This window comes from Pantoea dispersa, from assembly GCF_035783935.1.
GTDB lineage: Bacteria > Pseudomonadota > Gammaproteobacteria > Enterobacterales > Enterobacteriaceae > Pantoea > Pantoea dispersa_C.
The window spans coordinates 230,121-254,769 of sequence record NZ_JALKOV010000006.1 but is presented as its reverse complement, the minus strand read 5'-3'; the positions used below and the strand labels follow the sequence as shown (position 1 = coordinate 254,769).

The 24,649-nt window shown below is 58.9% G+C and carries 18 protein-coding genes; 3 read left to right on the top strand and 15 right to left on the bottom strand.

The annotated features are described in order from the left end of the window. Window positions 1-26 precede the first annotated feature (26 nt). From cysC to cysG, 4 genes are read right to left on the bottom strand one after another with little or no spacing between them, the layout of a single operon-like run. Window positions 27-632 (bottom strand): adenylyl-sulfate kinase, encoded by a 606-nt coding sequence (gene cysC, locus MXF20_RS13840; RefSeq protein WP_325969845.1) that lies wholly within the window; start codon window positions 630-632, stop codon window positions 27-29. Continuing rightward, window positions 632-2,059, bottom strand: coding sequence for a sulfate adenylyltransferase subunit CysN (cysN, locus tag MXF20_RS13835; protein WP_325969843.1), 1,428 nt, complete (start codon window positions 2,057-2,059; stop codon window positions 632-634). The genes cysC and cysN overlap by 1 nt, the downstream gene beginning before the upstream one ends. Before the next feature lie 10 nt (window positions 2,060-2,069). Next, window positions 2,070-2,978: a sulfate adenylyltransferase subunit CysD gene (gene cysD, locus MXF20_RS13830; RefSeq protein WP_325969842.1), complete on the bottom strand. Its 909-nt coding sequence runs from the start codon at window positions 2,976-2,978 to the stop codon at window positions 2,070-2,072. 9 nt (window positions 2,979-2,987) lie between these two features. Then, window positions 2,988-4,403, bottom strand: coding sequence for a siroheme synthase CysG (gene cysG / locus MXF20_RS13825; protein ID WP_325969841.1), 1,416 nt, complete (start codon window positions 4,401-4,403; stop codon window positions 2,988-2,990). 248 nt (window positions 4,404-4,651) lie between these two features. Here cysG and MXF20_RS13820 point away from each other — a divergent pair, with 248 nt between their 5' ends. After that, on the top strand, window positions 4,652-5,671 hold the full coding sequence (locus MXF20_RS13820) for an aminopeptidase (RefSeq protein WP_325969839.1): 1,020 nt from the start codon (window positions 4,652-4,654) through the stop codon (window positions 5,669-5,671). A gap of 63 nt (window positions 5,672-5,734) precedes the next feature. On the opposite strand, the gene MXF20_RS13815 is transcribed toward MXF20_RS13820, so the two are convergent. The 3 genes from MXF20_RS13815 to cysJ are packed head-to-tail and all read right to left on the bottom strand — an operon-like array spanning window position 5,735 to window position 9,992. Further along, window positions 5,735-6,469: a phosphoadenylyl-sulfate reductase gene (locus MXF20_RS13815; protein WP_325969837.1), complete on the bottom strand. Its 735-nt coding sequence runs from the start codon at window positions 6,467-6,469 to the stop codon at window positions 5,735-5,737. Beyond that, window positions 6,466-8,190 (bottom strand): assimilatory sulfite reductase (NADPH) hemoprotein subunit, encoded by a 1,725-nt coding sequence (gene cysI, locus MXF20_RS13810; protein ID WP_325969835.1) that lies wholly within the window; start codon window positions 8,188-8,190, stop codon window positions 6,466-6,468. Before cysI ends, MXF20_RS13815 begins: the two co-directional genes overlap by 4 nt. Continuing rightward, window positions 8,190-9,992: an NADPH-dependent assimilatory sulfite reductase flavoprotein subunit gene (cysJ, locus tag MXF20_RS13805; protein WP_325969834.1), complete on the bottom strand. Its 1,803-nt coding sequence runs from the start codon at window positions 9,990-9,992 to the stop codon at window positions 8,190-8,192. Before cysJ ends, cysI begins: the two co-directional genes overlap by 1 nt. 293 nt (window positions 9,993-10,285) lie before the next feature. Between cysJ and queD the strand changes: the two genes are divergently transcribed. Then, a complete protein-coding gene (queD, locus tag MXF20_RS13800; protein ID WP_325969895.1) occupies window positions 10,286-10,648 on the top strand; it encodes a 6-carboxytetrahydropterin synthase QueD in 363 nt (120 codons plus the stop codon). A 126-nt stretch (window positions 10,649-10,774) separates the two neighbouring features. On the opposite strand, the gene queE is transcribed toward queD, so the two are convergent. The 6 genes from queE to rlmD all read right to left on the bottom strand — a co-directional run bounded on the left by queE (window position 10,775) and on the right by rlmD (window position 19,376). Then, window positions 10,775-11,446, bottom strand: coding sequence for a 7-carboxy-7-deazaguanine synthase QueE (gene queE / locus MXF20_RS13795; protein WP_325969833.1), 672 nt, complete (start codon window positions 11,444-11,446; stop codon window positions 10,775-10,777). Between the two features lie 149 nt (window positions 11,447-11,595). Next, window positions 11,596-12,894 (bottom strand): phosphopyruvate hydratase, encoded by a 1,299-nt coding sequence (gene eno / locus MXF20_RS13790; protein ID WP_325969832.1) that lies wholly within the window; start codon window positions 12,892-12,894, stop codon window positions 11,596-11,598. A 77-nt stretch (window positions 12,895-12,971) separates the two neighbouring features. Then, window positions 12,972-14,609, bottom strand: a complete 1,638-nt coding sequence (gene pyrG, locus MXF20_RS13785; protein WP_325969831.1) for a glutamine hydrolyzing CTP synthase — start codon at window positions 14,607-14,609, stop codon at window positions 12,972-12,974. Between the two features lie 259 nt (window positions 14,610-14,868). Then, window positions 14,869-15,651 (bottom strand): nucleoside triphosphate pyrophosphohydrolase, encoded by a 783-nt coding sequence (mazG, locus tag MXF20_RS13780; RefSeq protein ID WP_325969830.1) that lies wholly within the window; start codon window positions 15,649-15,651, stop codon window positions 14,869-14,871. A 141-nt stretch (window positions 15,652-15,792) separates the two neighbouring features. Next, entirely contained in the window at window positions 15,793-18,027 is a 2,235-nt protein-coding gene (gene relA, locus MXF20_RS13775; RefSeq protein WP_325969829.1) for a GTP diphosphokinase, read from the bottom strand. 32 nt (window positions 18,028-18,059) lie between these two features. Beyond that, window positions 18,060-19,376 carry a 23S rRNA (uracil(1939)-C(5))-methyltransferase RlmD gene (gene rlmD, locus MXF20_RS13770; RefSeq protein ID WP_325969828.1) on the bottom strand — a complete coding sequence of 439 codons (1,317 nt, stop codon included), beginning with the start codon at window positions 19,374-19,376 and terminating at the stop codon, window positions 18,060-18,062. An 89-nt stretch (window positions 19,377-19,465) separates the two neighbouring features. On the opposite strand from rlmD, the gene barA reads away from it, so the two are divergent. Then, entirely contained in the window at window positions 19,466-22,198 is a 2,733-nt protein-coding gene (gene barA / locus MXF20_RS13765; RefSeq protein WP_325969827.1) for a two-component sensor histidine kinase BarA, read from the top strand. Window positions 22,199-22,531: 333 nt separating this feature from the next. Here the strand turns inward: barA and MXF20_RS13760 are convergent, their stop codons facing one another. After that, entirely contained in the window at window positions 22,532-23,671 is a 1,140-nt protein-coding gene (locus tag MXF20_RS13760; protein WP_325969826.1) for a glycerate kinase, read from the bottom strand. An 85-nt stretch (window positions 23,672-23,756) separates the two neighbouring features. After that, window positions 23,757-24,641 (bottom strand): 2-hydroxy-3-oxopropionate reductase, encoded by an 885-nt coding sequence (gene garR, locus MXF20_RS13755; protein WP_325969825.1) that lies wholly within the window; start codon window positions 24,639-24,641, stop codon window positions 23,757-23,759. Window positions 24,642-24,649: the final 8 nt, after the last annotated feature.

The following is a 24,649-nucleotide window of genomic DNA, read 5'->3' as shown; positions in this document are numbered from 1 at the left end:
AAACCGTGAGATTTGCCGCTGTCGGTTCAGGATCTGATGATATCGTGGTGGCGCAGCAGGTCTAACAATTGGCCGGTCAGTTTTGTAACCAATTGTTCACCCTCCAGCTGGATTTCCGGCGCGTCCGGCGCCTCGTAAACGCTGTCGATACCGGTGAAGTTACGCAGCTCGCCGGCGCGGGCTTTTTTATACAAGCCTTTCGGATCGCGCGCTTCGCACACCGCCAGCGGCGTATCGACGAACACCTCGATAAACTGCCCGTCAGCCAGCAGATTGCGCACCATCTGGCGCTCGGCGCGGTGCGGCGAGATGAACGCCGTCAGCACCACCAGTCCGGCATCCACCATCAGCTTTGCCACTTCGCCCACGCGCCGGATGTTCTCTTTGCGGTCGTCATCGCTGAAACCGAGATCGCGGCACAGGCCGTGACGCACATTGTCGCCATCCAGCAGATAGGTGCTGACGCCCAGCCGGTGCAGCGCCTGCTCCAGCGCCCCGGCTACGGTCGATTTACCCGAGCCTGACAGCCCGGTAAACCACAGCACCACGCCACGATGGCCGTGCTGCTGTTCGCGTTCCGCGCGCGTGACCGGATGGTCATGCCACACCACGTTTTCGTCGTGCTGCGCCATTACTGACCGCCCAGCAGGTCGCGTGCGTTCCAGTGCGGGAAGTGACGGCGCACCAGCGCGTTCAGCTCCAGCTCGAAATCACTGTACTGGCCGGCCTGGCTACGTGCGGCGCTCAGCGGCTGATGGATCATGCCGGCGCCGACGGTCACGTTGCTCAGGCGATCGATAAAGATCATGCCGCCGGTCACCGGATTCTGCTGGTAAGCATCCAGCACCATCGGTTCGTCGAACGTCACTTCCACCAGACCGATACCGTTGAGCGGCAGGCTGTCGACCGCGCGTTTTTCCAGCGTATTGATCTCCACCTGATGGAGGATCTTCTCAATGCGGCCACGCGCTTTCTTACCGGCGATTTTTACTTCATAGCTTTGCCCCGGCTGCAGCGGCTGCTCCGCCATCCACACCACGTCGACGGTGGCGGACTGCACCGCCTGCAAATCGGCCGCGGCATCCACCAGCAGATCGCCACGGCTGATGTCGATCTCATCGTTCAGCACCAGGGTAATCGCCTCACCGGCGGCGGCCTGCTGCAGATCGCCGTCAAAGGTGACGATACGCGCAATGCTGGATTCCACGCCGGATGGCAGCACTTTCACCCGCTGGCCGACGCTGACCGTACCTGACGCCAGCGTACCGGCATAGCCACGGAAGTCGAGGTTCGGCCGGTTGACATACTGCACCGGGAAGCGCATTGGCTGCGTGTCGACCACGCGCTTCAGCTCTACCGTCTCCAGCACGTCGAGCAGCGTCGGGCCGCTGTACCACGGCATGGTTACGCTCGGAGTGGCGACGTTATCGCCTTCCAGCGCCGACATCGGCACAAAGCGGATATCGAGATCGTCCGGCAGCTGCGCGGCAAAATCGAGGTAATCCTGTTTGATCTGCTCGAAGGTCTCCTGGCTATACGCCACCAGATCCATCTTGTTGATCGCCACCACCAGGTGTTTGATGCCCAGCAGCGTGGCAATAAAGCTGTGGCGACGGGTCTGATCCAGCACGCCTTTGCGCGCATCGATCAGCAGGATCGCCAGATCGCAGGTCGAGGCACCGGTCGCCATGTTACGCGTGTACTGCTCGTGCCCCGGCGTGTCGGCGATGATGAACTTGCGCTTCTCGGTGGAGAAATAGCGATAGGCCACATCGATGGTGATGCCCTGCTCGCGCTCGGCCTGCAGGCCATCAACCAGCAGCGCCAGATCGAGTTTCTCGCCCTGGGTGCCGTGACGTTTGCTGTCATTGTGCAGCGACGACAGCTGATCTTCATAAATCTGGCGCGTGTCGTGCAGCAGACGGCCAATCAGCGTGCTTTTGCCGTCGTCGACGCTGCCGCAGGTGAGGAAACGCAGCAGGCTTTTGTGTTGTTGCGCGGTCAGCCAGGCTTCAACGCCGCCCTGCTCGGCAATCTGTTGGGCAATAACGGTATTCATCGGCGTCTCCTTAGAAATAACCCTGACGTTTTTTCAGTTCCATCGAACCGGCCTGGTCGCGGTCAATCACGCGCCCCTGACGTTCACTGGTGGTGGAGACCAGCATCTCTTCAATGATTTCCGGCAGCGTCTGCGCGTCGGATTCCACCGCGCCGGTCAGCGGCCAGCAGCCGAGGGTACGGAAACGCACCATGCGCTGCTTAATCACTTCACCCGGCTGCAGGTTGATACGATCGTCATCAACCATCATCAGCATGCCGTCGCGCTCCAGCACCGGACGCGGTGCCGCCAGATACAGCGGCACGATCTCAATGTTTTCCAGGAAGATGTACTGCCAGATATCCAGTTCGGTCCAGTTGGAGAGCGGGAACACGCGGATGCTTTCGCCTTTGTTGATCTGGCCGTTGTAGTTGTGCCACAGCTCCGGACGCTGGTTTTTCGGGTCCCAGCGGTGGAAACGATCGCGGAACGAATAAATACGCTCTTTGGCGCGCGACTTCTCTTCGTCACGGCGTGCGCCACCGAACGCCGCATCAAAACCGTATTTGTTCAGCGCCTGTTTCAGGCCCTCGGTTTTCATGATGTCAGTGTGTTTAGCGCTGCCGTGTACGAACGGGTTGATGCCCATCGCCACGCCTTCCGGGTTGCGGTGCACCAGCAGCTCCGCGCCCATCGCTTTCACAGTGCGGTCGCGGAACTCATACATTTCGCGGAATTTCCAGCCGGTATCAACGTGCAGCAGCGGAAACGGCAGCGTGCCCGGATAGAAGGCTTTGCGCGCCAGATGCAGCATCACCGAGGAGTCTTTACCGATGGAGTACATCATCACCGGATTGCTGAACTCGGCCGCCACCTCGCGGATGATATGGATACTCTCTGCCTCCAGCTGGCGCAGATGAGTGAGACGATTTTGGTCCATAATTTTTCCTCAAGCCAAATTGACAACGGCGGACTCGCGAGCCCCCTGCTGTGCCGAATGTTGGAACCAGGCAAGTTGCCCGTGCAGATTCACCACTTCGCCGATCACTAACAGCGCTGGCGTCGGCGCGGCAGCTGCCAGCGCCTCGAGTTGTGCTAAGGTGCCGGTCAGCACCTGCTGATCCTGGCGCGTGCCGCGACCAATCACCGCCACCGGCGTTGACGGCGCACGACCGTGTTCGACCAGCCCGGCAGCAATTTCCGCCGCTTTTACCGTGCCCATGTAAATCGCCAGCGTCTGCCGCGCACGCGCCAGCGACGGCCAGTCGATGCCATCGCCATCGGCGCGGCAGTGACCGGTGATAAACATCACGCTCTGGGCATGATCGCGGTGGGTTAACGGAATACCGGCATAGGCGGTTGCGCCTGCAGCAGCAGTGATGCCCGGCACCACCTGGAACGGAATGCCCGCCGCCTGCGCTGCCTGCAGCTCTTCGCCGCCGCGGCCAAAAATAAACGGATCGCCGCCCTTCAGGCGCACCACGCGCTTGCCCTGCTGCGCCAGCGTTACCAGCATCTGATTGGTCTCTTCCTGCGGCACCGAATGGGCACCGGCGCGTTTGCCGACGCAGATACGATCGGCATCACGTCTCACCAGCTCCAGCACCTCGTCGCTGACCAGATGGTCATACAGCACCACGTCGGCCAGCTGCATCACCTGCAGCCCGCGTAGCGTCAGCAAACCGCTGTCGCCCGGACCGGCACCGACCAGCGTGATTTCACCCTGGTTATCGGAGGTATTCTCCAGCTCGCGATCGAGCGTGCGGCGCGCTTCGTTGACGTTGCCCGCCGCCATCTGGCTGGCAAACAGACCATTGAAGGCGCGCTCCCAGAAACGGCGACGGTCAGACATTTTGTGGTAGCGCTGTTTGACTTTGTCGCGCCACTGACCGGCCACTTCCGCCATCTGCCCGAGATTCGCGGGCAGCAACGCTTCGATTTTTTCACGCAGCAGTCGTGCCAGCACCGGCGCGGTGCCGCTGGAGGAGATCGCCACCACCAGCGGTGAGCGATCGACAATCGACGGGAAGATAAAGCTGCATTTCGGCTGATCGTCGACCACGTTAACCAGCTTGTGGCGCGCATTGGCAGCATCAAACACCTGCGCGTTGAGGGCATTGTCGTCGGTGGCGGCAATCACGAGGAAAACATCATCCAGCTGCGCCGGGTCGAAGTGCTGAGCAATCCACTCGACGGCGTTAATGTCGCGCAGCGCCTGCAGTTCATGGCCGAGCTCGCGCGCGGCCACCCGCACGTGCGCACCGGCTCGCCGCAGCAGCTCAATTTTACGCGCAGCGATTTCGCCACCGCCGACCACCAGCACCGGACGGTTTTTGAGATCGGCAAAAAGAGGCAAGTAATCCACGTTAACCTTGTTAGTTTTACAATAAGTTAACGCGACTATACGTCCCTGCCTTCTGGCAGATGAAATTACGAATTAGCATGAGTAGTTACCAAATGGAATAACGCACCAGGATTGCTGATAACAATTTGTGCTTAACAAATGATATTGCTGGTGTTTCGGAGCGATTCAAATTGTGCAGGCGACGTCACAGTTTCATACTAACTCAGAATTTTTTTACCCTGACGGGATGTCAGAAAAGGACAACCACTATGTTTGCCACTCTCCGCCGCAGCGTGCTGGCAGCACTGATTGCTGGCGGTTTGCCTCTGCTGGCGCAGGCTGCAACGATCGCACCTGGCCACTTTGCCGAACAGCAGCTGCGCCACATTGCCACCTATTTCCCCGGCCGCATGAGCGGCAGCCCGGCCGAGCTGATGACGGCAGATTATCTGCAGCAGCAGTTCACCCAGCTTGGTTATCAGAGCAATACCCGACAGTTCAATACCAGCTACAACTGGCTGGAGAAACAGGGCAACACGCGGCGCCATAAAGTGACCGCCACCTCGGTGATCGCGGCTCGCGCCGGCAGCGTGCCGCAGGAGATTCTCATCGTCACCCATCTGGATACCTGGACGCCGCTCAGCCAGCACGAGGCAGATAATAATCTCGGCGGACTGCGTTTACAGGGCGTGGATGATAACGCCTCCGGGCTGGGCGTGATGCTGGAGCTGGCCAGCGCGCTGAGCCAGACGCCGCTGCACTATGGCGTGCGCTTCGTGGCGCTGAGCGCGGGCGAAGCCGGTCTGCACGGCATGGATGATTATCTGGCGCGCATGAGCACGCAGGAGAAGAAAGATACGCTGCTGGTGATCGATCTGAACAGCCTGATCGTTGGCGATCGCCTCTACTTTAATAACGGCATGAACACGCCAGCGGCGGTGCGTAAGCAGACCAGCGCACGTGCGCTGCAGATTGCGCACCGTTACGGCATCGCGGCCGCCAGCCATGTGCTGACCGCGCGCGATTACCCGGGCGTGAATCCGTTTGATAAAGCGGGGATTCCGCTGCTGGACGTGACGGCCGCTAACTGGGCACTGGGCAATAAAGCGGGTGAGCAACAGCGCGCGCGCTCACCGCATTTTCCGGATGGCACGGTGCGGCATCAGACCGGGCGCGATAATCTGACCTATATCGACCACTGGCTGCCAGGGCGCATTAATCAGCGTACGCGCGACAGCGTACGCATTTTGCAGCCGCTGCTGACGGAACTGACCAATCCCACGTTATAAGACGTGAACAGGCCGGTTTCATATGGGTGCGCATCAATACGCACCCTGTTACCACTGAGCCAGTCAGCCTTCGTGTAACCCGCACTCGCGTTTGAGGCCGAAAAAGCGCGTCTCTTCCTCTGCCATCCCCGGCTCCCACTTGCGCGTGGTATGCGTGTCGCCCACGGAGAGATAACCTTCGTCCCACAGCGGATGGTACTTCAGCCCATGCTGCTTCAGATACTGGTGCACCTGACGGTTATCCCAGTCGATGATCGGCAGGATTTTAAACACGCCACGCTGCACGGCCAATACCGGCAGGCTGGCGCGGCTGCCAGACTGATCGCGGCGCAGGCCGGCAAACCAGGTCTGCGCACCCAGCGTTTGCAGCGCGCGGTTCATCGGTTCAACTTTGTTAAGCTGATTGTACTGCTCGATCCCTTCAACGCCCTGCTCCCACAGTTTGCCGTAACGCGCTTCCTGCCACGCCGGTGACGTGTCGGCGCGGAAGATCTGCAGATTCAGGTTCAGCTGCTGCGTCAGTTCATCGATGAAGCGGTAGGTCTCAGGGAACAGATAACCGGTATCGGTGAGGATCACCGGAATATCCGGGCGCTGCTGCGTGACCATGTGCAGCAGCACCGCCGCCTGAATACCGAAACTCGACGACAGCACAAAGGCGCCCGGCAGCTGCTCCAGCGCCCAGCTGACGCGCTGTTCGGCAGAGAGCTTTTCCAGCTGGACGTTGCTTTCCGCCAGCGCCATGATGCGATCGACTTTGCTGCCGCTGTTCAGGCTGGCGAGATCGGGTAGTGTCATACTGCCTCCGGGTCCCAGAAATCACGGGCGGGATCGACCACCGGCTTCACAATGCCCGCGCGAATCACGAAGTCACCAAACCCTTCATCCGCCGTGCGCTCGCTGGCCCAGCGTGCCACCAGTTCGTCGATGCTGGCGAGGATTTCGTTTTCCGTGATGTTTTCGCGGTACATGCGCGGAATGCGCGTGCCGATGCGATTACCACCAATATGCAGGTTGTAACGGCCCGGCGCTTTGCCCACCAGGCCCAGTTCGGCCAGCATGGCACGGCCACAGCCGTTCGGACAACCGGTAACGCGTAACACTATGTGCTCTTCGCCAACGCCGTGGCGGTGCATGATCTCTTCCACTTTGCTGACGAAGGATGGCAGGAAGCGTTCGGCTTCAGCCATCGCCAGCGGACAGGTCGGAAACGCCACGCAGGCCATCGAGTTCTCGCGCTGCGGCGTGACCGCTTCCATCAGGCCGTGCTCACGCGCAATGGCTTCGATCTGCGCTTTCTGCGCCTCCGGCACGCCGGCCACAATCAGGTTCTGATTGGCGGTCAGGCGGAAGTCGCCCTGATGCACTTTGGCGATCTCGGCGATACCGCGCTTCAGCGGACGGCCCGGATAATCCAGCAGGCGACCGTTTTCGATAAACAGCGTCAGGTGCCATTTGTGGTCGATGCCCTTCACCCAGCCGATGCGATCGCCGCGGGTGGTAAATTCGTACGGGCGAATCGGCTCGAACGTCAGGCCAGCGCGCTTCTCGACTTCGGCTTTAAAGGTCTCGACGCCGACGCGCTCCAGCGTGTATTTGGTTTTGGCATTTTTACGATCGGTACGGTTACCCCAGTCGCGCTGCGTGGTGACCACCGCCGCCGCCACATCAAGGATCTTCTCCACCGGCAGGTAACCAAACTCGCTGGCGGTGCGCGCGTAGGTGGCTTTGTTGCCGTGCTCAATCGACAAGCCGCCGCCGACCAGCAGGTTAAAGCCAATCAGCTTGCCGTTCTCCGCAATGGCGATGAAGTTCAGATCGTTCGCATGCAGATCGACATCGTTGTGCGGCGGCACCACCACGGTAGTTTTAAACTTACGTGGCAGATAGGTCTCACCGAGGATCGGCTCCTGATCGGTGGTGGCGACCTTCTCCTTATCCCACCAGATCTCGGCATAAGCGCGCGTCTGCGGCAGCAGATGTTCAGAGAGTTTTTTCGCCCACTCGTACGCTTCCTGATGCAGCTCAGACTCCACCGGGTTCGAGGTGCACAGCACGTTACGGTTGACGTCGTTGGCGGTGGCCAGCGCGTCCAGTCCGACTTCGTGCAGCATCTGGTGAGTTGGCTTAACGTTCTTCTTCAGAATGCCGTGAAACTGGAACGTCTGGCGGTTGGTCAGGCGAATGCTGCCGTACAGCGTTTTGTCGGTGGCAAATTTATCAATCGCCAGCCACTGCGTTGGCGTGATGATGCCGCCCGGCAGACGGCAGCGCAGCATCATGGCATGACGCGGCTCCAGCTTCTGCGCGGCGCGCTCGGCGCGGATGTCGCGGTCATCCTGCTGGTACATACCGTGAAAACGGATCAGCAGGAAGTTGTCGCCGGTAAAGCCGCCGGTCAGGCCATTGTCGAGATCTTCTAAAATGGTGCCGCGCAGGTAGTTGCTCTGCTTTTTCAGACGCTCAGCGTCGGAAAGTTTGCCTTCAACCACCAGCGGTCCAGGATGTTTTTCGCTCATTAGTAAACGTCTCGCTGATAACGGCGCTCAATGCGCAGCTCACTCAAAAATTCGTCAGCGGTTTCACGATCCATGCCGCCGTGTTCGACCACCACATCCAGTAATGCCTGCTCAACGTCTTTCGCCATGCGATTGGCGTCGCCGCAGACGTACAGGTGCGCGCCCTCTTCAATCCAGCGCCACACTTCCGCTCCTCTGGCGCGGATTTTATCCTGTACGTAAATCTTTTCGGCCTGATCGCGCGACCACGCCAGATCGATATGGGTCAGCAGACCGTCTTTGACATATTTCTGCCACTCTACCTGATAGAGGAAATCTTCGGTGAAGTGCGGATTACCAAAGAACAGCCAGTTTTTACCGCTGGCACCGTCGTTCTCACGCTGCTGCATGAAGGCGCGGAACGGGGCAATACCGGTGCCCGGGCCGATCATGATCACCGGCGCATCCGGATTGGCCGGCAGGCGGAAATTATCGTTGTGTTCGATAAACACGCGGATCTCGCCGTCTTCTTCCAGGCGATCGGCCAGCCAGGTAGAGGCACCGCCGCCGCGCTGACGACCGTCAATCTCATAACGCACCGCACCGACGGTGATATGCACTTCGGTTTCACTCTCCGCCTGCGACGAGGCGATGGAGTAAAGGCGCGGCGTCAGCGGACGCAGCAGGCCCGTCAGTTGTCCGGCGTTGAGTTCGGTCGGTGCCTGACGCACCATGTCAACAATCGGGAAGCTCTGCGCGAAGCTTTGCAGCTTCGGCTTGTCGCCCGCCAGCGCCAGCAGCGCCTCGTTGCGCGACAGGGCCGCATACTGTTCGACGATCTGCGGCGTGTTCACCGTCAGCTCAAAATGTTTCTGCAGCGCCTCGGCCAGCGGCAGGGTTTCTCCGCGCACCTCGACCTGCTCATCGCCTTTCAGCCATACCAGCTGCAGCAGCTCCTGCACCAGTTCCGCATCGTTTTCATACCAAACGCCGAGCGCATCGCCCGGCTGGTAACGCAGACCAGAATCTCCCAGATCGATTTCGATATGGCGCACGTCTTTATCGGAGTTGCGACCGGTAATCTTCTGGTTCAGGGCAAAGCTGGCGGTGAGCGGCGCTTCTTTGGTGTAAGGACTGCTGTCCACCAGATTGACGCTGCCAGCCGCGCTGGCTGCCAGCTGTGCTGCCGGTTCCGCCGGCACGCGTGCTTTCAGGAGATCGGTGAGCTGCAGACGCCAGGCGCTGGCCAGCTCGCTGTATTCAACATCGGCATCCACGCGATCCAGCAGGCGCTCGCCGCCCAGTTCGGCCAGACGCTGATCGAAATCTTTCCCGGCCTGGCTGAAAAATTCGTAGGAGGTATCGCCGAGACCAAACACCGCAAAGGCAGTGTCGCTCAGCTTCGGCGCTTTCTTCGACAGCAGGAATTTATGCAGCGCCACCGCCTCTTCCGGCGGCTCGCCCTCGCCCTGCGTTGAAGTCACGATGACCAGCAGTTTTTCCTGCGCGATCTGTTTGAATTTGTAGTCGCCGGCGTTCACCAGGTTAACGCTCAGTTTCGCCGCCAGCAGATCGTCACGCAGCTGCTCGGCCAGCCGGCGCGCATTGCCGGTTTGTGAGGCGGAGATCAGCGTAATGCCCGGCACCTCAGCGGCGACCGGCGCGGGCGCGGCAACGGTGCCCGGCGCCTGATTAACCATGCCCCAGAAATAGCCCGAGAGCCATGCCAGCTGCGTTGGATTGAAATCGGTGGTCGCGGCCTGTAAGCGCGCAATTTGCTCCGGGGATAGCGGAAGCATCGCTGGGGGTGCCTGAGTCGTCATCGCGTTAAAAATTCCAGTGTCAGAAATCCGTACCGGGAAGCGGCGGAAGAGTGGGTAGGTTACCGGCCTGTATATTAACGATTAAATAAGGCTTCGACATAATAAATAACCAAAATGACTAAGTGGTTTTTCGGGTCATCTTAACCACTAAAAGTGGTAAATAAACTTGTCGTAATTCAATCAGTTAATTTGTGCAGTCAGTTGCCGATTATCAGAAATGCCCTTTTCGGCGCAGGCGGGTGCGAAAAATCTGCTTTTCAGGTAGACTTCAGCGGTTTTTACGTCTGAGAGCCATTATGTCTACCACGCTGTTTAAAGAGTTCCAGTTTGAAGCGGCCCACCGCTTACCTCACGTGCCGGAAGGGCATAAATGCGGTCGTCTGCACGGCCATTCATTTCTGGTACGACTGGAAATTACCGGTGAAGTGGATGCGCATACCGGTTGGGTAATGGATTTTGCCGAACTGAAGGCGGCGTTCATGCCGATCTACGATCGTCTCGACCATCATTACCTCAACGATATCCCTGGCCTGGAGAACCCGACCAGCGAAGTGATGGCGAAATGGATCTGGGATGAGATGAAGCCGATTCTGCCTGAGCTGAGTGCGGTGATGATCAAAGAGACCTGCACCGCTGGCTGCGTCTATCGCGGCTGACAGCCGCGGTAAAGGTCAGAAGGTCGCCATCAATGGCGACCCTACGGTGTAATGAGTTTTGTAGGGTGCGCATTGATGCGCACCAGCCACAATTGCGTTGATTTTGCCGGGTGCGCACCCGCTGAATCAGGCGATATTCAGGTATTTGTGCGTCTGCATCGAAAGCCGCCAGTTGCGGGCAATGCAGGTTTCTATACACAGTCTGGTCGCCGCATCGCCACGGCTGATGGGCTGCAGCGCCACAATGCGTTTTTTCTCGTCCTGCAGGCCGGCCAGCAGTGCATCCAGCGCTTCGACATCCCGCTCGCGCGCCACCGGATGTTTGATCTCATCTGCCCGCTGCAGCGCCTGCGGCAGCACATCGTAGCCACCCCGCATATTAACTTTCGGCGACACCGTTACCCAGGTAGCGGCGGAACAGTGCACTTCGTGGGTGCCGCTGGTTTCAATCTGACACTGAAAACCGGCCGCTTCGAGCGCTTCCGTCAGCGGACGTAAATCAAAAATTGCCGGTTCACCGCCGGTGATCACCACATGGCGGGCGGTCCAGCCCTGACGCTGAATACTCGCGATCAGCGTGGCCGCATCGGCGCTGCCCCAGGCATCGCTCTCCACGGTTTTAACCAGAATGTCTCCCAGCGACGTCTCCCGATCCGCCCGCGTTTCCCAGGTATGTTTGGTATCACACCAGCTACAGCCCACCGGACATCCTTGTAAGCGGATAAAGATGGCCGGCACGCCGGTGTAAAAACCTTCGCCCTGCAGCGTCTGGAACATTTCGTTAATCGGGTAGAACATTTTTTACTCACGTCAGCAATTCGAGGCGCAGATTATGGCAGATTTTGTGCGTCGCTTCACAGCTGCTTCGTGCCATAAAAAGCAAAAGCCCCGCACAGGGCGGGGCTTGATGTCAGGCAATGTGGCCGTTAAGCCACATCCGCAGGCGATTACGCCTGGCCTTTAACTTCTTTCAGACCGTTGAACGGCGCTTTGTCACCCAGCGCTTCTTCGATACGAATCAGCTGGTTGTACTTAGCTACGCGGTCAGAACGGCTCATCGAACCGGTTTTGATCTGGCCAGCGGCAGTACCAACTGCCAGGTCAGCGATGGTGGCATCTTCAGTTTCGCCAGAGCGGTGTGAAATTACCGCGGTGTAGCCAGCGTCTTTCGCCATCTTGATCGCCGCCAGAGTTTCGGTCAGAGAACCGATCTGGTTGAATTTGATCAGGATGGAGTTAGCGATACCTTTATCGATACCTTCTTTCAGGATTTTGGTGTTGGTTACGAACAGGTCGTCGCCCACCAGCTGAATTTTGTCGCCCAGCACTTTGGTCTGGTAAGCGAAGCCGTTCCAGTCAGACTCATCCAGACCATCTTCGATAGAGACGATTGGGTACTGTTTGGTCAGGTCTTCCAGGAAGTGGGTGAACTCTTCAGAGGTGAACGCTTTGTTGCCTTCGCCTGCCAGCACATATTTGCCGTCTTTGTAGAATTCAGATGCTGCGCAGTCCATCGCCAGGGTGATGTCTTTGCCCAGCTCGTAGCCTGCTGCTTTTACTGCTTCCGCGATAACAGCCAGCGCTTCGGCGTTAGAACCCAGGTTTGGCGCGTAGCCACCTTCGTCACCCACCGCCGTGCTCATGCCTTTGGCTTTCAGAACTTTTGCCAGGTTGTGGAAAACTTCGGAACCCATACGGATGGCTTCTTTCACGTTTTTCGCGCCAACTGGCTGAATCATGAATTCCTGGATATCAACGTTGTTATCCGCGTGCTCACCACCGTTGATGATGTTCATCATTGGCAGTGGCATAGAGTATTTGCCTGGGGTGCCGTTCAGTTCAGCAATGTGTGCGTACAGTGGCAGGCCTTTAGAGGCTGCTGCTGCTTTCGCTGCTGCCAGAGAAACCGCCAGAATGGCGTTTGCACCGAAGTTGGATTTGTTGTCAGTACCGTCCAGCTCGATCATGATCTTATCGATGTTCGCCTGGTCTTTGGCATCTTTGCCTTTTACCGCGTCAGCGATTGGGCCGTTAACCGCAGCCACGGCTTTGGTTACGCCTTTGCCCAGGAAGCGAGACTTATCACCGTCACGCAGCTCCAGTGCTTCGCGGGAACCGGTTGATGCACCTGATGGCGCAGCTGCCAGACCAACGAAACCGCCTTCCAGATGCACTTCTGCTTCTACAGTCGGGTTGCCACGGGAGTCGATGATTTCGCGACCGATGACTTTAACGATTTTGGACATTCGATTTTCCTCAGTACAAGTTAGTCAATCCTAAGACAAACAACGCGCGAAAAGTTCGCGCGCTGTTCGTTAAACTCTTACTTCGCTAAACGCTTCTGGTGCTCCTGCGCGGCTTTCACAAAGCCAGCGAACAGCGGATGACCATCACGCGGGGTCGACGTGAATTCCGGGTGGAACTGGCAGGCTACAAACCATGGATGATTCGGGATCTCGATGATCTCTACCAGTTGATCGTCGCCGGAACGGCCTGCGATGTGCAGACCCGCCGCTTCAATCGGCTTCAGCAGCAGATTGTTTACTTCGTAACGGTGGCGATGACGCTCAGTAATCACGTCAGAACCATACAGCTGGCGCACTTTGCTTTCCGGCGTCAGCTGGCACTGCTGGCTTCCCAGACGCATGGTGCCGCCCAGATCGCTCTGCTCGGTACGCTGTTCAACGTTACCGTTTTCATCGCGCCATTCGGTGATTAACGCAACCACCGGGTACTTACAGTCTGGCACAAATTCAGTGGAGTTGGCGCCTTCCATCCCGGCCACGTTGCGCGCGAATTCCATCAGCGCAATCTGCATGCCCAGGCAAATGCCGAGGTACGGAATGTTGTTTTCACGCGCGTATTGCGCGGTCAGCAACTTACCTTCCACACCGCGGTAACCGAAGCCGCCTGGAATCAGGATAGCATCGAGATCTTTCAGAATTTCGACGCCGCGCGTTTCCACATCCTGCGAGTCAATCAGCTTGATGTTAACGGTGACGCGATTTTTCAGGCCGCCGTGCTTCAGCGCTTCAATCACGGATTTGTAAGCATCCGGCAGCTCAACATATTTGCCGACCATACCGATGGTCACTTCGCCGCCCGGATTGGCTTCTTCGTAAATCACCTGCTCCCACTCGGCCAGATTGGCTTCCGGTGCGTTCAGGTTGAAACGCTTGCAGATGTAATCATCCAGACCCTGCGATTTCAGCAGGCCCGGGATCTTGTAGATCGAATCGACGTCTTTCAGCGAGATAACCGCTTTTTCCGGCACGTTACAGAACAGCGCAATCTTCGCCCGCTCGTTAGCCGGCACCGCGCGGTCTGAACGGCAAATCAGCACGTCAGGCTGAATACCAATCGACAGCAGTTCTTTGACCGAGTGCTGGGTTGGCTTGGTTTTCACCTCGCCGGCCGCCGCCATATAAGGCACCAGCGTCAGGTGCATATACATGGTGTGTTCACGGCCCACATCAACCGCCATCTGGCGAATCGCTTCCAGGAACGGCAGTGATTCGATATCGCCCACGGTTCCGCCGATTTCCACCAGCACGACGTCATGACCTTCGCCACCTTCAATGATGCGCTCTTTGATGGCGTTGGTGATGTGTGGGATGACCTGAATCGTCGCGCCCAGATAGTCGCCGCGACGCTCTTTGCGCAGCACTTCTGAGTAGATACGACCGGTAGTAAAGTTGTTGCGGCGCGACATTCTGGTACGAATGAAACGCTCGTAGTGACCTAAATCCAGATCGGTCTCGGCCCCGTCATCGGTGACGAATACTTCACCGTGCTGCGTCGGGCTCATGGTACCCGGATCGACGTTGATGTACGGATCGAGTTTCATGATGGTCACATTCAGACCACGTGCTTCAAGGATGGCTGCGAGGGAGGCTGCGGCAATGCCTTTGCCCAGAGAGGAAACGACCCCGCCGGTCACAAAAATATAATTCGTTGTCATGCTGAACCTGAGAGTTTAGGTTTAAAGACGGTGGAATAACCAGGACGGGAAAACAGTATACCCGAAGTCGTCCGCAGCCACAATTGATGAATCACACCATCCTCCTCGCATTACAGCCTGTAACATAGCGGAGAGCGTCGGGTGAAATGTTGACGTACGTCACAAAGTTGCCGACTGGCTGAATCGAGTAAGCTCAGGCGGTGATTTTATGCTCAGCGCTGGAATAATCATCAGCGCTGCGCTGTCGGGCGGCGTGGCGCTATTCGCCGGCTTTGACCTGCTGCCACGCAGCTTCCATCTGCGCCAGCGTGGCCTGTTCCATGCTCAGCCCCTGCGCCTGAATAATATTCTCTACCTGACGGAAGCGGCGCTCGAACTTGTCGTTGGCCTTCTGCAGCGCGGTCTCCGCTTTGCTGCCGAGATGGCGCGACAGATTGACGGTCGCGAACAGCAGATCGCCGATCTCCTCTTCCAGCTTGTCGCTGTCGATCACCGCCTGCTGCGCTTCATGCATCACTTCGTCGATCTCTTCATGCACTTTGTCCAGCACCGGGCCGAGGCTGTCCCAGTCGAAGCCTACGCTGTGACAGCGCTTCTGAATTTTATAAGCGCGCATCAGCGCCGGCAGCGCTTTGGGGATATCGTCGAGCACCGAGTGCTGCGACTTCTCCGCACGCTCGCGCTGCTTGATCGCCTCCCAGTTTTTCAGCACTTCTGCGGTGGAATCGACCTGCACTTCACCGAAGATGTGCGGATGGCGACGCTCCAGTTTGTCACTGATGGCATTGCAGATGTCATCGAAGTTAAAGCGCTGCTGTTCGTCGGCCATCTGGGCGTAAAACACCACCTGAAACAGCAGATCGCCCAGTTCGCCGCGCAGATCGTCAAAGTCTTCGCGCTGGATGGCATCAATGACTTCATAGGTCTCTTCCAGCGTGTACGGCGCGATAGAGGCAAAGGTCTGCTGGCGATCCCACGGGCAGCCGTGCACCGGATCGCGCAGGGTTTGCATGATGGTGAGCAGGCGGTTTAAAGCAGTCATGAAAGTCCCCGGAACAACAAGATAAAAAAGCCATAAATGGTGAGGTGCTTTGCAGCATCGGTCGCCATCAATGGCGACCCTGCAGGGTAATGACGCGGTATTGCCCGGGTGCGCATGGCTGCGCCCCGGTCGAATCACGGCTTAATGCAAACGGCGCGCATCGATAATATCCGGCACCTGATTAAGGCGCGCCAGCACGCGACCCAGCACCTGCTGGTTATAAATCTCGATATCCATATCGATGGTGGCGAGCTGCTTTTTGGTGTCGCTGCGGCTGGACACGCCCAGTACGTTGACCTTCTCATTCGCCAGAATGGTGGTGATGTCGCGCAGCAGGCCGCTGCGATCGTTGGCCGTGACGCGCACCACCAGCGAATAGCCGCTGGAGTAACTTTCGCCCCACACCGCATCGACAATGCGTTCCGGCGCATGCGAAATCAGTTCGCTGAGCTGATCGCAGTCGGCGCGGTGAATCGAAATGCCGCGTCCCTGGGTAATAAACCCGACAATGTCGTCGCCCGGAATCGGCTGGCAGCAGCGCGCAATGTGGTGCAGCAGATTGCCCACGCCCTCTACTACCACGCGGCCACTCTCTTTGCGTGCCGACGACGGCTGATGCGATTTCTGCGTCAGCTGACGCAGCGCTTCGCGATCTTCCTCTTCGGCGCTCGGCTTGTTGAGCTTCGCCTGCAGGAAGTTAACCATCTGATTGAGACGAATGTCCCCGCCGCCAATCATCGCCAGCAGCTCATCCTGCGAGCTGACGTTATAACGCGGCAGCAGCAGCTTCTCGGCTTCGCGCATGCTGATATCCAGCTGGCCCAGCTCGCTATCGAGAATCTGCCGGCCGGCCGCGATATTTTTGTCGCGATCCTGTTTACGGAACCACGCGTGAATCTTCGAGCGCCCGCGGCTGGTGGTGATGTAGCCGAGGTTAGGGTTCAGCCAGTCGCGGCTCGGGTTCGGCTGCTTCTGGGTGATCACCTCAATCTGGTCGCCCATCTGCAGCTGATAGGTAAAGGGCACGATGCGGCCGCCGATTTTGGCGCCAATGCAGCGGTGGCCGATATCACTGTGAATGTGATAGGCAAAGTCGAGCGGCGTGGAACCGGCCGGCAAATCGACCACGTCGCCTTTCGGCGTAAACACGTACACGCGATCATCAAACACCTGGCTGCGCACCTCTTCCAGCATCTCGCCGGAATCCGCCATCTCTTCCTGCCAGGTAATCAGCTTACGCAGCCAGGCGATACGCTCTTCGTGCCCTGCGGCACCGCGCGCGTTGCTGGCGGTTGGCCCTTCTTTGTACTTCCAGTGAGCCGCGACGCCGAGTTCAGCGTCCTCGTGCATCTGGCGGGTACGGATCTGAATTTCGACCGTTTTGCCCTGCGGTCCCAGCACCACGGTATGGATCGACTGGTAGCCGTTCGGCTTGGGATTGGCGACGTAATCGTCGAACTCACTCGGCAGATGACGGTACAGCGTGTGAACGGTGCCGAGCGCGCCGTAGCAGTCCTGCAGGCGTTCAGCGACGATGCGCACCGCGCGCACGTCGAACAGCTCATCAAACGCCAGCGACTTCTTCTGCATCTTGCGCCAGATGCTGTAGATATGCTTGGGACGGCCGTAAACTTCCGCGCGCACACCCTCTTTCTGCATCTCTTTACGCAGGTTATCGACGAAGTTATCAATATATTGCTCACGGTCGATGCGGCGTTCGTGCAGCAGTTTGGCGATGCGCTTGTATTCATCAGGATGCAGGTAGCGGAAGCAATAATCTTCCAGTTCCCATTTGAGCTGGCCGATCCCGAGACGGTTGGCCAGCGGCGCATAGATGTTGGTGCTCTCTTTGGCCGCCAGCACGCGCTCATCTTCCGGCGCATCTTTCATCTCGCGCAGATGGGCGATACGTTCTGCCAGTTTGATCACCACGCAGCGGAAATCTTCCACCATCGCCAGCAGCATGCGGCGCACGTTATCCACCTGCTCCGAGGCCATTGAGTCGTTGTGAATGGCTTTCAGCTGGCGGATGGCATCCATATCACGCACGCCGTGCACCAGCGAGACGATGCTTTTGCCAAAGGCCTGCTCCAGATCCTCTTCGCTCACCACGCCTGCGTTGGCCAGCGGAAACACCAGCGCAGCGCGCAGGCTATCGATGTCCATACTGAGCATGGTGAGAATTTCCACCATCTCGATACCGCGCCACAGCAGCAGAGCCTGATCTGGATGGTCGTGCGTTTCGGCTTCACAGTAGCGCCATGCTGCCGCCAGTCGCTCACAGGACTGCGGATTACTGATACTCAAGCTGGCGATCCACTGGTCAAGGGCAAATTCCCCGGCCGTATTTAAATGCGCACTTCTAACCGCAACCATATCCTCTCCTGCCGCAGCGACTTAAACATCGCTTATGTTTTGCTAAACAGCACCATGGATTCGAGATGGCTGGTATGAGGGAACATATCCAGCATCGCGACCCTTTCCAGATGGTAGCCCGCCGACAGTAATGTCTGGCTGTCGCGGGCAAGTGTTGTTGGGTTACAGGACACATAGACCACGCGTTGCGGCGCAAGTTTAACGATATGCGACATCACGCCCGCGGCCCCGGCTCGTGCCGGATCCAGTAACACCTTATTAAATCCCTGCGCCGCCCAGGGCTGGCGCGAGACATCTTCCTCTAAATTGTGCTGGAAGAAGCAGACATTTCTGAGATTGTTAAGCTGAGCATTATACTCTGCCTGGCGCACTAATGCTGCAACGCCCTCCACACCCACCGCATTTTGTACGAACTTTCCTAGCGGCAATGTGAAGTTGCCCATGCCACAGAACAGATCCAGCACCCGATCGTCCGGCTGCAGATCCAGCCAGGCAATGGCCTGTGCCACCATCTGCTGATTCACGCCATCGTTGACCTGAATGAAATCCTGCGGGCTAAAGGTTAGCTGTAAATCAAACGAACGGTAGTAAGGCCGCTCGGCGTTGAGCGCTTCCAGCGCGTCGCTGCCGTCCGCCAGCCAAATCATCAGCCGGTGCTCATGCGAAAAACGTTCCAGTTTTGTCCGGTCCGCCGCAGAGAGCGCATCAAGATGGCGCAGCACCATCAGCGGGCCGTTGTCCGCCAGCACCAGTTCCACATGCCCCAGCCGTTTCACCGCGTTCAGGCTGCTGAGACAGTGGTGCAGCGGCTGCAGCAGCGCTTCAAGCTCGGGCACCAAAACGGGGCACTGCGTCAGCTCAATCAGATCGTTGCTTGCGGCCTGGCGAAAGCCCATCTGCAGGCGCTGCTGCTTCGGCTGCCACTGCAAACCCAGCCGCGCACGCCGGCGATATCCCCAGGGTGCGCCGCTGATGATCTCATCCACCTGCACCGGCTGCGCCGCTTCGTGACTCAGCATACGTCCCAGCGCCCGCGCTTTGCTCTCCTGCTGCAGCGCCACCGACACGTGCTGCTGCTGGCAGCCGCCGCACACGCCGAAGTGCACGCAGCGCGGTTGCTGGCGCTGCGGGCTCGGTTGTGTAATCTTTTTGGCTTTGCCGCGCGCAAACTGACGCTTATCTTCGGTCAGGATCACCTCAGCCTGTTCGCCGGGCAGCGCGCCGCTGACAAACAGCGTTTTACCATTGTAACGCGCCACGCCCTGACCAAAGGGATCGAGCTCGTCAATGGTGACGCTGAGACGTTGCTTCGTCGTCACACGCTGTTTTGCGGAGTAAAATTGCGCCATAGTATTGTCAATTCTCAGTATTAATAAGGTGTGCAGCCGTACGCGGTTTTGCACAGGGATAAAATGCCAGGAGTCGCCAGGCCACAATTATGACCAAATACAGCCTGCGGGCGCGAATGATGATTCTGATACTGGCGCCGACGCTGATGATTGGCCTGCTGCTCAGTACCTTCTTCGTGGTGCACCGCTATAACGAACTGCAGCATCAGGTGCGCGATGCCGGTGCCAACATTATCGAACCGCTGGCGGTGTCGAGCGAGTACGGCATGACGTGGCATAATCGTGATGCGATTCGCGAGCTGGTCAGCCTGCTGCATCGCCGTCATTCCGATATTGTCCGTGCCATTACGGTTTTCGACAACAACAATCACATCTACGTCACGTCCAACAACAACCAGAACCTCGCGCTGCTGCAAAAAGCCGATATTTCAACGCTGGCCGATGGCGTGTCAGTGGAGCGGCACGGCAACCTGATGGTGCTGCGCACGCCGATCATCTCTGAACGCTATTCGGTGGACGAGTTGCCGGGTGAAGATGCCAAACCGGCGGGTAATCCGCTGGGTTATGTGGCGATCGAGCTGGATCTGCAGTCGGTGCGGCTGGAGCAATACAAAGAGGTGTTTGTCGCCACCCTGCTGCTGCTGTTTTGCCTGTGCATCGCCATGCTGTTTGCCTATCGACTGATGCGCGACGTCACCGGCCCGATCCGCAATATGGTTACCACCGTGGACCGCATCCGGCGCGGCCAGCTCGACAGCCGCGTGGATGGCTACATGCTGGGCGAGCTGAGCATCCTGAAAAACGGCATCAACGCCATGGCGATGTCGCTTACCGCCTACCATGAAGAGATGCAGCAGAACATCGATCAGGCAACCTACGATCTGCGCGAAACGCTGGAGCAGCTGGAGATTCAGAACGTCGAGCTGGACCTGGCGAAAAAGCGCGCCCAGGAAGCGGCCCGCATCAAGTCAGAATTCCTCGCCAATATGTCGCACGAGCTGCGCACGCCGCTCAATGGTGTCATCGGCTTTACCCGGCAGATGCTGAAAACCGGGCTGAGCACTAACCAGCGTGATTACATGAGCACCATCGAGCGCTCGGCCAACAATCTGCTCAGCATCATTAACGACGTGCTCGATTTCTCCAAACTGGAAGCCGGCAAGCTGGTGCTGGAGTCGATCCCGTTCCCTCTGCGCGCTACGCTGGATGAAACGCTGGTGCTGCTGGCGCCGTCCGCGCACGAGAAAGGGCTGGAGATCACCGTGTGCCTCGAGAAGCAGGTACCGGATAACGTGATTGGCGATCCGCTGCGTCTGCAGCAGATTCTGATCAACCTGATCGGCAACGCCATCAAATTCACCGAGCGCGGCCACATTGATTTGCGCGTCGAGCTGCGCCATCTCAGCATCACGCGGGCTGAACTGGAGATTCAGGTGCACGATACCGGCATCGGCATCTCCGATCAGCAGCAGTCGCAGCTGTTCCAGGCGTTTCGTCAGGCGGACGCCAGCATTTCGCGTCGCCACGGCGGCACCGGTCTCGGCCTGGTGATTACGCAGAAGCTGGTGCACGAAATGGGCGGGGAGATCGCCTTCCACAGCCGGCAGAATCAGGGTTCCACCTTCTGGGTGCAGGTGCAGCTGGATCTCAATCCAAACGCGCCAGCGATTCCGCGCGTGCTGGACGACCTGCAAGCAACGCCGCTGGCCTATATCGAACCGCATCCGGCGGTGGCAAAAGCGGTGCAGGAGATGCTGAGTATTACGCCTCTGCAGGTGCAGCACTTTGCCAGCCTTGACGACCTGCCCGATGCCCGCTTCCCGCTGCTGCTAATGGGGCTGCCGGTCAGCGATCCGCATCCGGCGAACCTGTCCGACGCGCTGATTGCCCGTCTGCGCACCCACGCCGATTCCGTGCTGCTGGCGCTGCCGAGTGAAATGATGCTGTTCGCCGACGATCTGCGCGCGCGCGGCATTGCTGGCTGCATTGCCAAACCGGTGTCGCTGACGCGGCTGCTGCCGATGCTGCTGGATCTCAACATGCGTCACAGCGATGCCCGGCCGCGTGGCGCACGCCAGCCGCTGACGGTAATGGCGGTGGATGATAATCCGGCCAACCTGAAGCTGATTGGCGCGCTGTTAGAGGAGCAGGTGCAGCACATTATTTTGTGCGACAACGCCAGCCAGGCGATTTGTGAGGCGCGGCAGCACCGGCTCGACGTCATCCTGATGGATATTCAGATGCCGGAGATCGACGGCATTCGCGCCAGCGAAATCATTCGCAGTTTGCCGCAGCACGCCAGTACGCCGATTGTGGCGGTTACGGCGCATGCGCTGGATGGCGAACGCGAGCAGCTGATTGCCGCCGGCATGAATGATTATCTCGCCAAGCCGATTGATGAGGACAAGCTGAGCCAGCTGCTGCAGCGCTACGCGCCCAGCGGCATGCCGGCCGCGTTGCGGCAACCGGCCATTGCACCGTCACTCGACTGGGCGCTGGCGCTGCGCCAGGCGGCGAACAAGGCCGATCTGGCGCGCGATCTGCTGCAGATGCTGCTGGATTTTCTGCCGGAAGTGGAGCTGCGCGTGGCGCAGAGTATGGCGCAGAATGATGTCGACGGGCTGCGCGAGATTATTCACAAGCTGCACGGCAGCGCCAGCTACAGCGGCGTACCGCGGCTGAAACAGCTGTGTCAGCAGCTGGAGAAGAGTCTGCATCAGGAGAGCGACATCGCGGCGCTGGAGCCAGAGCTGCTGGAGCTGAGCGACGAGATGGCCAACGTGGCGCGCGAGGCACGCCAGGTGCTGGGCGTAGCGTCGTGAGGGATGTGCGCTGTGCGTTGTGCGTTGTGCCCTCACCCCAGCCCTCTCCCGCACGCGGGAGAGGGGGCTGATGGTGCAAGGATTTGGATTTCGCGCTGTTCCTCTGGATCGCGCCGGACGGTTCCCTCTCCCGCCGGGAGAGGGGGCTGATGGCGCAAGGATTTGGATTTCGCGCTGTTCCTCTGGATCTCGCCGGACGGTTCCCTCTCCCGCCGGGAGAGGGGGCTGATGGTGCAAGGTTTGGATTTCGCGCTGTTCTTCTGGATCGCGCCGGACGGTTCCCTCTCCCGCCGGGAGAGGGTTAGGGTGAGGGGGAAAACCGCACCACCTCTCCTATAATCCCTGCCCCACCTTGATCGTGGCGGCGACATTTCTTGCCGTCAGCCGCACATTCTGCGCGGCATGCTCCAGCGCCTCTTCCAGCGAGCAGATACCCGACAGCACGCTGTACACCGCGTCGATCCCGTGCTGATGCACCACGCCGACGTCCGGCGTCAGGCTGCCGGCAATGCCGATCACCGGCTTGTTAAACCGCTTCGCTACCTGCGCCACGCCAACCGGCACTTTGCCGTTGACTGACTGACTGTCGATGCGCCCTTCGCCGGTGATCACCAGATCGGCATCCTGCACCTGCTGCGCCAGGCCCAGCGCTTCGGTGACGATCTCAATACCGCGCCGCAGTTCCGCGTGGCAAAACGCATGCAGCGCCGCGCCCATGCCGCCGGCTGCACCGCCGCCGGCGATGTGCAGCACATCAATATCCAGATCGCGCTGAATAATCGCGGCGTAATGGCCGAGCGCCGCATCCAGCTGCTGCACCAGCTGCGGCGTGGCACCTTTCTGCGGACCAAAGATCGCCGACGCGCCTTTTTCACCAATCAGCGGATTGGTCACGTCGCACGCCACTTCAATACGGCACTGCAGCAGGCGCGGATCCAGATCGGCGATCTCAATCTTCGCCAGCTGCGGCAGCGCACCGCCGCCGTAGCCAATCTCCGTGCCGTTCCCGTCCAGCAGCCGGGCACCAAGCGCCTGCACCATGCCCGCACCGCCGTCGTTGGTGGCGCTGCCGCCAATGCCGATGATGATGTGGTCGACGCCGCGATCCAGCGCGTTTCTGATCAGTTCACCGGTACCGTAGGAAGTGGTGATCAGCGGATCGCGCTGCGCCGCAGGCACCAGCTCTAGCCCGCTGGCCGCCGCCATCTCAATAAAGGCGGTGCGCGCATCACCGGATAATCCGTAAAACGCGTCGACCGGCTTGCCGAGCGGTCCGGTTACCGTCAGCCTGACGATATTCCCCTGAGTTGCCGCCACCATTGCCTCAACCGTACCTTCTCCGCCGTCGGCGACCGGTATTTTGACATAGTCAGCGGCGGGGAAAATTTCGCGAAATCCCGCTTCTATCGCGGTAGCCACTTCCAGGGCAGACAAACTCTCTTTGTATGAATCCGGTGCGATGACAATTTTCATAGGCAATCCGAGCGCGGTAGGTGACGGAAATCCGTCCGGCTAAGGCAGTGCACCGTCCGGCATCCGCAGACACCGGACGCGGGCACTACCGGGTGATCTCAACGTGGGCTAATTTTTCATAATAGCAAGCCAGCGCGCCATGATCTGACGCCCCCTGCCCGTCGACTTTCAGCGCCTGCATCATCTCCATGACCGCAGCGGTCAGCGGCAGGTGCGCGCCAATGCCGTGCGAAGTGTCGAGCGCGTTAGCCAAATCCTTGATATGTAAATCAATGCGGAAGCCTGGCTTGAAGTTGCGATCCAGCACCATGGGCGCTTTGGCATCCAGTACCGTGCTGCCCGCCAGGCCGCCGCGAATCGCCTGATAAACCAGCTCCGGATTAACGCCGGCTTTGGTGGCCAGCGACAGCGCTTCTGACATCGCCGCGATGTTGAGCGCCACAATCACCTGATTGGCCAGCTTGGTGACGTTGCCCGCGCCGATATCGCCGGTGTGCACCACCGAACCGGCCATCGCCTTAAGAACATCGTAGCACTGATCAAACAGCGCTTTATCGCCGCCGACCATCACCGACAGCGTGCCTTCAATCGCTTTGGGCTCACCGCCGCTCACCGGCGCATCCAGCATCCTGATACCTTTTTCTGCCAGCGCATCATGCACTTCGCGGCTGGCCAGCGGCGCGATAGAACTCATGTCGATCACCACCAGCCCAGCCTTCGCCCCTTCGATGATGCCGTTCTCGCCCAGACACACCTCTTTCACCTGCGGTGAGTTCGGCACCATGGTGATCACCACGTCAACCTGTGCGGCCAGCTCTTTTGGCGTTTTCGCCACGGTCGCGCCCAGCTCCACCAGTTCGGCTTCGTTGCTGGCGTTGTGATCGCGCACTACCAGCGAATAGCCGGCTTTCACCAGGTTTTTACTCATCGGTTTGCCCATGATGCCGAGGCCGATAAATCCAATTTTCATTGCCTTTC

Bases quoted from the DNA above. Each gene is read 5' to 3' on its own strand.
- cysC (WP_325969845.1), bottom strand. From the start codon at position 632: ATGGCGCAGCACGACGAAAACGTGGTGTGGCATGACCATCCGGTCACG.
- cysN (WP_325969843.1), bottom strand. From the start codon at position 2,059: ATGAATACCGTTATTGCCCAACAGATTGCCGAGCAGGGCGGCGTTGAA.
- cysD (WP_325969842.1), bottom strand. From the start codon at position 2,978: ATGGACCAAAATCGTCTCACTCATCTGCGCCAGCTGGAGGCAGAGAGT.
- MXF20_RS13820 (WP_325969839.1), top strand. From the start codon at position 4,652: ATGTTTGCCACTCTCCGCCGCAGCGTGCTGGCAGCACTGATTGCTGGC.
- MXF20_RS13815 (WP_325969837.1), bottom strand. From the start codon at position 6,469: ATGACACTACCCGATCTCGCCAGCCTGAACAGCGGCAGCAAAGTCGAT.
- cysI (WP_325969835.1), bottom strand. From the start codon at position 8,190: ATGAGCGAAAAACATCCTGGACCGCTGGTGGTTGAAGGCAAACTTTCC.
- cysJ (WP_325969834.1), bottom strand. From the start codon at position 9,992: ATGACGACTCAGGCACCCCCAGCGATGCTTCCGCTATCCCCGGAGCAA.
- queE (WP_325969833.1), bottom strand. From the start codon at position 11,446: ATGTTCTACCCGATTAACGAAATGTTCCAGACGCTGCAGGGCGAAGGT.
- eno (WP_325969832.1), bottom strand. From the start codon at position 12,894: ATGTCCAAAATCGTTAAAGTCATCGGTCGCGAAATCATCGACTCCCGT.
- pyrG (WP_325969831.1), bottom strand. From the start codon at position 14,609: ATGACAACGAATTATATTTTTGTGACCGGCGGGGTCGTTTCCTCTCTG.
- mazG (WP_325969830.1), bottom strand. From the start codon at position 15,651: ATGACTGCTTTAAACCGCCTGCTCACCATCATGCAAACCCTGCGCGAT.
- relA (WP_325969829.1), bottom strand. From the start codon at position 18,027: ATGGTTGCGGTTAGAAGTGCGCATTTAAATACGGCCGGGGAATTTGCC.
- rlmD (WP_325969828.1), bottom strand. From the start codon at position 19,376: ATGGCGCAATTTTACTCCGCAAAACAGCGTGTGACGACGAAGCAACGT.
- barA (WP_325969827.1), top strand. From the start codon at position 19,466: ATGACCAAATACAGCCTGCGGGCGCGAATGATGATTCTGATACTGGCG.
- MXF20_RS13760 (WP_325969826.1), bottom strand. From the start codon at position 23,671: ATGAAAATTGTCATCGCACCGGATTCATACAAAGAGAGTTTGTCTGCC.
- garR (WP_325969825.1), bottom strand. From the start codon at position 24,641: ATGAAAATTGGATTTATCGGCCTCGGCATCATGGGCAAACCGATGAGT.